Origin of the sequence: Kitasatospora sp. NPDC057500 (assembly GCF_042802195.1) — a bacterium.
GTDB lineage: Bacteria > Actinomycetota > Actinomycetes > Streptomycetales > Streptomycetaceae > Kitasatospora.
The window spans coordinates 1-7,930 of record NZ_JBHVER010000289.1; the positions used below are offsets into that span (position 1 = coordinate 1).

Genomic DNA, 7,930 nt, shown 5'->3' on the forward strand with positions numbered 1-7,930 from the left:
CGTGTTTGGTGGGCCCCTTATTTTTTACATCCTACCCCCAAAACTCAAAAATTTATTCTTGTGGCGCTCGGCCCCCCCCGCCCCGCGGCCCCCCCCCCCCGCCCGCCCGGGGGGCCGCCGCTCCGGGACGCGAACGTCAGTCGGCCAGGGGCAGGTAGACCTTGTTGCCCTGGGCCTTGAACTCCTCGGACATGGCCTGCATGCCGGCCAGGGCCTCGGCGTCGTAGCCGGAGGCGACGGCGGTGGCGCCGTCGCCGTGCTCGTCGCGGATCTTCTGGGAGATCTTCATCGAGCAGAACTTCGGGCCGCACATCGAACAGAAGTGGGCGGTCTTGGCGGGTTCGGCGGGGAGGGTCTCGTCGTGGAACTCGCGGGCCGTCTCCGGGTCGAGGGCCAGGTTGAACTGGTCCTCCCAGCGGAACTCGAAGCGGGCGTCGGAGAGGGCGTCGTCCCAGGCCTGGGCGCCGGGGTGGCCCTTGGCGAGGTCGGCGGCGTGGGCGGCGATCTTGTAGGTGATGACGCCGGTCTTCACGTCGTCGCGGTTGGGCAGGCCCAGGTGCTCCTTGGGCGTGACGTAGCAGAGCATCGCGGTGCCCCACCAGGCGATCATCGCGGCGCCGATGCCCGAGGTGATGTGGTCGTAGCCGGGCGCGACGTCGGTGGTGAGCGGGCCCAGGGTGTAGAAGGGGGCCTCGTCGCAGATCTCCTTCTGGAGATCCATGTTCTCCTTGATCTTGTGCATCGGGACGTGGCCCGGGCCCTCGATCATCACCTGGACGTCCTTGGCGCGGGCGATCCGGCCCAGTTCGCCCAGTGTCTGAAGCTCGGCGAACTGCGCCTCGTCGTTGGCGTCGGCGATCGAGCCGGGGCGCAGGCCGTCACCGAGGGAGAAGGTGACGTCGTAGCTCGCGAGGATGTCGCAGAGCTCCTCGAAGTTGGTGTAGAGGAAGTTCTCCCGGTGGTGCGCCAGGCACCAGGCGGCCATGATCGAACCGCCGCGCGAGACGATGCCGGTCTTGCGGCGGGCGGTCAGCGGCACGTAGCGCAGCAGCACGCCGGCGTGCACCGTCATGTAGTCGACGCCCTGCTCGCACTGCTCGATGATCGTGTCGCGGTAGACGTCCCAGCTCAGCTCCTCGGCCTTGCCGTCGACCTTCTCCAGCGCCTGGTAGAGCGGCACGGTGCCGATCGGCACGGGGGAGTTGCGCAGGATCCACTCGCGGGTGGTGTGGATGTTGCGGCCGGTGGAGAGGTCCATGACGGTGTCGGCGCCCCAGCGGGTGGCCCAGGTCATCTTCTCCACCTCCTCCTCGATCGAGGAGGTGACGGCGGAGTTGCCGATGTTGGCGTTGATCTTCACCAGGAAGTTGGTGCCGATGATCGCCGGCTCGACCTCGGGGTGGTTCACGTTGACCGGGATGACGGCCCGGCCGCGGGCGACCTCCTCGCGGACGAACTCCGGCTCCAGGCCCTCGCGCAGGGCGACGAACTCCATCTCGGGGGTCACGATGCCGCGCTTGGCGTAGCCGAGCTGGGTGACGGCGGCGCCGTCGCGGCCGCGCAGCGGGCGGCGCGGGCGGCCGGGGAAGACGGCGTCCAGGTTGCGCAGGTCGCCGCCGCGCGGCGCGGTGTGCCGGATGCCGTCGTCCTCGGGGCGCGCCTCGCGGCCGTCGTACTCCTCGACGTCGCCGCGCAGGCGGATCCAGGCGTCGCGCAGGGCGGGCAGGCCGCGCCGCACGTCCGGCTCGTAGTCCGGGTCGGTGTACGGCCCGGAGGTGTCGTACAGCGGGACGGTCCTGCCGTTGGTGAGCACGACCTCGCGGTACGGCACGCGCAGGTCGGGGCGGGACCCCTGGCGGTGGGCCTTGCGCCAGGCCGGGGTGGGGTAGCCGGTGCCCGCGCTGGTGACGGCGGTCCCGTTGCCGGACTGCGGGCGGGCAGACTGCGGCTGTGCCTCAAAGGTGGTCATCGGACCTCAAACTCCCTACGCCGGCATTACCCGGTCAGGTTCCTGCGGTCGACGCAGCCTCCGGTCCGTCCGTCGACGTCCCGTTCAGCGCCCTCTCAGCCCGGTGCTCCGAGCTCCCGCGTCCGCAGGCGGTGTTGCCCGCGCATGACGTCCAACACCGTAGCGAGCCGATCGCCGGAGGTCCAGAGGGGGTCCTGGAGGGGGAACGCCGAGGTCCGGACGGTGAACGGGGGACGGGAGGCCTCCTCTGCGGGCAGACTGGCCCCGTAGTCGACGAGTCGAGGAGGCCGGCGTGGTCGGGAGCACGGGGCGGGTCACCGGGGCGGTTGGCGCGGGGCTGGTCGGCGAGGTGATGGTGCACGTTCCGGAGCGCCGGGGCACCGAGGCGTTCCTCGCCTACCTGGCCGTGCCGGGCGAGCGGCTGACGGTCGGGACGCCGGTGGTGGTGATCGAGTACCAGCCGCCGAGGACGGTGTACGTGGCGCCGATCGGCCCGTGACGCCCCGATGACCTTCCGGTGACGACCTTGTGACGGACCGTCATGTCACTTCCCTTTCCCCCGGATCGGCCCGGGCGGACAATCCGAATCGGCGCATCTCCAGCGCCGGAAGGGGGAGTTGAACCATGGGCTACATCGTCGCCGGGGCGGTCGCCGCGGCACTGGTCGTCGGGATCACGCTCTTCAAACTCATGTGGCGGGTGGCGGAGCCGAACGAGGCGCTGATCATCTCCGGTTCCCGGCACCGCACCGAGGGGGTCGGCGACGGTCTGGGATTCCGGATCGTCACCGGGCGCGGCACCCTCGTCACCCCCGGCCTGCAAGGGGTCCGGCGGCTCTCGCTGGACCTCAACGAGGCCGAGCTGAACGTCGAGTGCGTCACCACGCAGGGCATCCCGGTGCGGGTGAAGGGCGTGGTGATCTTCAAGGTCGGCGACGACGAGGTGTCGATCGCCAACGCCGCCCGCCGCTTCCTGGACCAGCAGAAGCTGATCAGCCAGCGCGTCCACAACGTCTTCGCCGGCCACCTGCGCTCGATCGTCGGCGGGCTCACCGTCGAGGACATGATCCGCGACCGCGAACGGCTCACCGGCGAGACCAGGGCCGCCTCCGGGCTGGAGATGGAGAAGCTCGGGCTGATCATCGACACCCTGCAGATCCAGGAGATCATCGACCCGACCGGCTACATCAAGAACCTCGCCATCCCGCACGCCGCCGCCGTCCAGCGGGACGCCCGGATCGCCCAGGCCGAGGCGGACCGGCTGGCCACCGAGGCCGAGCAGGAGGCCGCCGCCCGCAAGGCCGAGGCGACCCGCAACAGCGAGATCCAGCAGTCCTCGTACCAGGCCGAGATGGACACCGCCACCGCCCGCGCCCGGCAGGCCGGGCCGCTCGCGGACGCCGCCGCCCGGCAGGAGGTGGTGGTCCAGGAGACCCGGGTCGCCGAACTGGAGGCCCGGCGCAAGGAGCAGCAGCTCCAGATCGACGTGCGCAAGCCCGCCGACGCCCGCGCGTACGACACCCGCACCAGCGCCGAGGCCGCCCGCGACGCCCGGATCTCCGCCGCGCAGGCGCAGGCCCGGGAGACCGAGCTGGCGGCGGCGGCCGAGGCGAGCCGGGTGCGGGTCGCGGCCGAGGCGGACGCCGAGGCCACCCGGCTGCGCGGTCTGGCACAGGCCGAGGCGACCACGGCGACCGGGCAGGCGGAGGCGTCCGCGGCCGAGGCGCGCGGTCTGGCGGACGCCTCGGCCGCCCGGGCGATCGGGCTGGCCAGGGCCGAGGGCATCAAGGCGCGGGCCACCGCCCTGTCCGAGAACCAGGACGCGGTGGTCGCCCAGGAGTTGGCCGAGCAGTGGCCGCAGATCGTGCGGGCCGCCGCGGAGTCCTTCGGCAACGTCGAGCACATGGTGCTGCTCAACGGGGCCGACGGCATGGGCGAGTTGTTCGCCAAGGCGCTCGCGATGGGCGGCACCGGGCTCGGACTGGCCCGCCGGCTGCTGTCCACGGTCGGCCCGGACGGCGCCGCCCCGGCGGCCGCGGTCCCGGCACCGACGGCGGTGGAGACGGTCCCGCTGGACGCGGTACCGGCGGACGCCGTGCCGGTCGACGCCCTGCCCGCGAACTTCGCCGGCCCGGCCTCCGAGCAGGGCTGACCCGCTCTGGGTAGCCCGGCTGCGGCCGCCTGAGTACCCGTACTCAGGCGGCCGCGGCCGGGCGCACCGGACGATGGGCACATGCATCCAGCAGCCACCGCACGGATCGGCATCACCGCCGTCGGCTCCCAGCTCCCCGACCGTCGGCTGACCTCCCGGCAGCTCCAGGACGAGATTACCGCCGGCGGCCGACTGCGCCTGCCGGAGCGGACCTTCGAGAAGGCCACCGGCATCGTCACCCGGCACTTCGCCGCCGACGACGAGTACGCCTCCACGCTGGCCGTGGCCGCCGCCAGGCGCGCCCTGGACGCCCGCGGCCTGCACCCGCTCGACATCGACCTGCTGCTCTTCGCCTCCGCCACCCGGGACGTCGCCGAGCCCGCGACCGCCCATCTGGTGCAGGACGAACTCGGCTCCCGTGCCCACGCGTTCGACGTCAGCAACGCCTGCAACAGCTTCCTCAACGGGATCGACCTGGCCCGCGCGATGATCCTGGCCGGCCGGGCCCGGCGTGCCCTGGTGGTCACCGGCGAGACGCCCAGCCGGGCGATGCGCCGCGACCCGAGCGGCGCGGAGCAGTTCCGCGAGGGCTTCGCCGGCTACACCTTCGGCGACGCGGGCGCCGCCGTGGTCGTCGAGGCCGTACGGCGCGGCGGCATCCTCGACGTGGAGACCGAGACCGCCTCCGAGCACTGGCGGACCGGCGGCATCCCGGGCGGCGGATCGCGCCACCCGCGCGGCGACGAGTACAGCTACTTCCGGGGCGGCGGCACGGAGTTGCGCGAGGTCTTCGAGAAGACCGGCCGGCACGTCCTGACCCGGGTGGCGGCCCGCACCGGCTTCGGCTGGGACGACTACGCCCGGGTGCTGGTGCACCAGGTGACCGTCCCCTACCTGGAGCGGTTCGTCGAGGTCACCGGGGTCCCGGAGGAGAAGCTGGTGGTCACCGTGCCGGAGGTGGGCAATGTCGCCAGTGCCACGATAGGACTCCAACTCGATCGAATACACGGGGCGTTGGCGCCCGGTGACAAGGTGCTGATGGTCGGCCTCGGCGGCGGCGTCAGCCTGATGACGATGGTCTGGGAGGCGTCTTGACCGGGCTCTGGGTGATCGTCCCCGCCTACCAGGAGGAGGCCAGGATCACCGGCACCCTGAACGCCCTCGCCGCCCAGCGGGACCGGGGCTTCACCCTGCTGGTCGCCGACAACGGCTCCACCGACGGCACCGTGGACGCGGTCCGCGCCTTCGCCGCCCGGGCGCCGTTCCCGGTCGAGGTGCTGGTCGAACCGGAGAAGGGCGTCGGTTCCGCGGTCGACACCGCCTTCCGGCACGCCATCGCGCACGGCGCCGCCCTGCTCGCCCGCACCGACGCCGACTGCCTGCCCGAACCCGGCTGGACCGCCGCCGCCCGGGCCGCGCTGCTCGACGGCGGCGGGCTGGTCTGCGGCCGGGTCACCGCCCGCCGCGACGAGCACGGGCCCGCCGGGCGCGCCGTCTTCCTGACGCTGGTCGCGCTCGGCGCGTTCTTCGGCCGGATCCGGCCCGCGCACCGGCGCCGGCACGGCTACCTCACCCCGTACCGGATGCACGCGGGCAACAACATGGCGATCACCGCCGAGCTGTACCAGGCGGTCGGCGGCATGCCGCGCCGCCCCTCGCCGACCGACCGGATGTTCATCAACCGGATCCGCCGGCACACCACCGCCATCGTCCACCGCCGCGACATGGTGGTGCAGAACTCCACCCGGCGGATCCGCGCCTACGGGGTGGTGGGCACCGCCCGCTGGTACCTGGAGCGCGGCGCCGGCCCCCGCGCCGTCGACGTCCGCTGACCCCCCGCCGCCGACCCCCGCCGAATCCCGAGGACCGCTCGTGCTCGACCGGCTCGCCCACGCCCTGCGCACCGACCACCCCGAACGCCCCGCCGTCCTGCGCCACACCCGGCTCGGCAGCACCCGGGTGCGGATCCGCCGCGGCGAACTCGCCGCCCTCGCCGACAACTACGCCGTCGCCCTGCGCGCCCGCGGCCTGCGCGACGGCGACACCCTCGGGGTCGCCGTCCGCCCCGGCCCGCGCGCCCTCGCCGTCCTGCTCGCCGCGCACCGGCTCGGCCTGCGCGCCGCCGTCCTCGACCCGACCGCGGGCCCCGACGTGCTGGCGGCCCGGCTCGCCCTGGCCCGGCCCGACCTGGTGCTCGCCGACGCCGCCGCCCAGGCGGTGGCCGGCTGGGCCGGACCGCTCGCCCGCCGCGCCGACCTCGCGCTGCCGCCGCTCGGCACCCTCGGCCCGGTCGCCACCCTCGGACGGCGGCTGCCCGGCTGCGCCCCCCGGCTGCGGACCAACCCCTTCGGCGCCTCGGTGCCGAGCGTCCCCGGACGGGACGCCCCGGGACGCGACGCCGACGCCGTCATCGTCTTCACCTCCGGCACCACCGCCCGCCCGCGCGCCGTCGTGCACTCCCGCAGCGGCCTGGCCGCCGGACTGGACACCGTCACCGCGCTGGTCGGCCCCCGGCCCGGCACGGTGGTGCTCGGCGGCACCTTCTTCGTGCTGGTCCCCGCACTCACCGTCGGCGCCGCCGTGGCGCTGCCGGCCCGCGAACCCGCCGCCCTGGCCCGCCAGCTCGACCGGCTCGCCCCGGCCCACACCTACCTCACCCCGCCGCAGCTGCGCGCCGCGCTCGGCGCCGGGGCCCGGTTCACCGGCCGGGTCTGGACCGGTTCGGCGCCCGCCGACGCGGCGCTGCTGCGCCGGGTCAAGCAGGCCGGGGCCGAGCAGGCCTGGAGCGTCTACGCGCTCACCGAGCTGTTCCCGGCGGCGGCCGTCGAGGAGGCCGAGAAGAGCGCCTTCGACGGACCCGGCGACCTGGTCGGCGCCCCGCTGCCGGGCGTGCGCACCGACCTCGGCGAGGACGGCGAACTGCTGCTCACCGGCCCCGGCGCCCGGCACCGCTACCTCGGCGAGGAACCCGGGCCCTGGGTGCGCACCGGCGACCGCGCCGCACTCGACCCGGACGGCCGGATCGTGCTCGCCGGCCGGCTCAAGGACATGGTGCTGCGCCGCGCCGAGAACATCTACCCGGGCCTGTACGAACCCGCCCTGCACCTGCCCGGCGTCGAACTCGCGGTGCTGGTCGGCGTCCCGGACGGGGACGGCGACGAGCGGCTGGTCGCCCTCGTCCAGCCCTCGTCCGGCACCGACCCCGCTCGGCTGCGCGCCGCGCTGGCCGGCCCGCTGGAGCGGATGGGCGCGGCCCGCCCGGACGCCCTGCTGTTCGGCGAGGTGCCGCTGGCCGGCCGCTCCCGCAAGCCCGACCGGGCGGCCGCCTCCGCCCACTGCGCACGGGAGCTGGCGGTATGACCGCCGCCGGACCGGGCCGCGAGCCCGCGCCGCACCCGGGCGCCCGCCGCCGCGACCGCCGGGTCTATCTGCGCAGCCACCCGCTGCTGTTCGCGCTGCTCGCCGCCACCCGCCGCCGCCCGGTGACCCGGATCGGCCGCACCGTGCTGGTGCACGGCGCCGAGGCCTACCGCGAGGCGCTCACCCGGATCCCGCTGGACCGCACCGCACCCGGCACCACCGGCGGAGCCGCCGCCGAACTCACCGGCGGCGGTGTGCTGTTCGACCAGCAGGGCACCGGCCACCGCACCGCCCGGCGGGAGTTGGCGGCCGGGCTGGACGCGGCTGCGGTGCAGCGGCTGCGCCCGCACTGGCAGGCGGTGCTCGCCGCCCGGGCCCCGGCACTCGCCACCGGCGACCTCGAACTCGTGGCGCTGTCCCGTGAGTTGGCCGGGGTGACGGCCGCCGCAC

At 74.6% G+C, this 7,930-nt stretch carries 6 protein-coding genes, 1 pseudogene and 1 riboswitch; of the genes and pseudogenes, 6 read left to right on the plus strand and 1 reads right to left on the minus strand.

From position 1 onward, the window contains the following. Positions 1–136: 136 nt before the first annotated feature. Positions 137–1,969, minus strand: coding sequence for a phosphomethylpyrimidine synthase ThiC (thiC, locus tag ACFU74_RS34605; RefSeq protein ID WP_380764099.1), 1,833 nt, complete (start codon positions 1,967–1,969; stop codon positions 137–139). Next, positions 1,965–2,099, minus strand: a riboswitch (TPP riboswitch). It overlaps the preceding gene by 5 nt. Before the next feature lie 162 nt (positions 2,100–2,261). Here thiC and ACFU74_RS34610 point away from each other — a divergent pair. The 6 genes and pseudogenes from ACFU74_RS34610 to ACFU74_RS34635 all read left to right on the plus strand — a co-directional run. Beyond that, positions 2,262–2,468: a hypothetical protein gene (locus ACFU74_RS34610; RefSeq protein ID WP_380764101.1), complete on the plus strand. Its 207-nt coding sequence runs from the start codon at positions 2,262–2,264 to the stop codon at positions 2,466–2,468. A gap of 125 nt (positions 2,469–2,593) precedes the next feature. After that, on the plus strand, positions 2,594–4,120 hold the full coding sequence (locus ACFU74_RS34615; protein ID WP_380764103.1) for an SPFH domain-containing protein: 1,527 nt from the start codon (positions 2,594–2,596) through the stop codon (positions 4,118–4,120). Between the two features lie 81 nt (positions 4,121–4,201). Next, positions 4,202–5,215, plus strand: coding sequence for a 3-oxoacyl-ACP synthase III family protein (locus tag ACFU74_RS34620; RefSeq protein WP_380764105.1), 1,014 nt, complete (start codon positions 4,202–4,204; stop codon positions 5,213–5,215). Continuing rightward, positions 5,212–5,952, plus strand: coding sequence for a glycosyltransferase family A protein (locus ACFU74_RS34625; RefSeq protein WP_380764107.1), 741 nt, complete (start codon positions 5,212–5,214; stop codon positions 5,950–5,952). Before ACFU74_RS34620 ends, ACFU74_RS34625 begins: the two co-directional genes overlap by 4 nt. A gap of 40 nt (positions 5,953–5,992) precedes the next feature. Next, positions 5,993–7,480, plus strand: coding sequence for a class I adenylate-forming enzyme family protein (locus ACFU74_RS34630; RefSeq protein ID WP_380764109.1), 1,488 nt, complete (start codon positions 5,993–5,995; stop codon positions 7,478–7,480). Continuing rightward, a pseudogene (locus tag ACFU74_RS34635) lies at positions 7,477–7,930 on the plus strand (cytochrome P450); the annotation flags it as partial. The gene ACFU74_RS34630 and the pseudogene ACFU74_RS34635, both read left to right, overlap by 4 nt.

Coding starts and splice junctions, on each gene's coding strand:
- thiC (WP_380764099.1), bottom strand. CDS start 1,969: ATGACCACCTTTGAGGCACAGCCGCAGTCTGCCCGCCCGCAGTCCGGC.
- ACFU74_RS34615 (WP_380764103.1), top strand. CDS start 2,594: ATGGGCTACATCGTCGCCGGGGCGGTCGCCGCGGCACTGGTCGTCGGG.
- ACFU74_RS34620 (WP_380764105.1), top strand. CDS start 4,202: ATGCATCCAGCAGCCACCGCACGGATCGGCATCACCGCCGTCGGCTCC.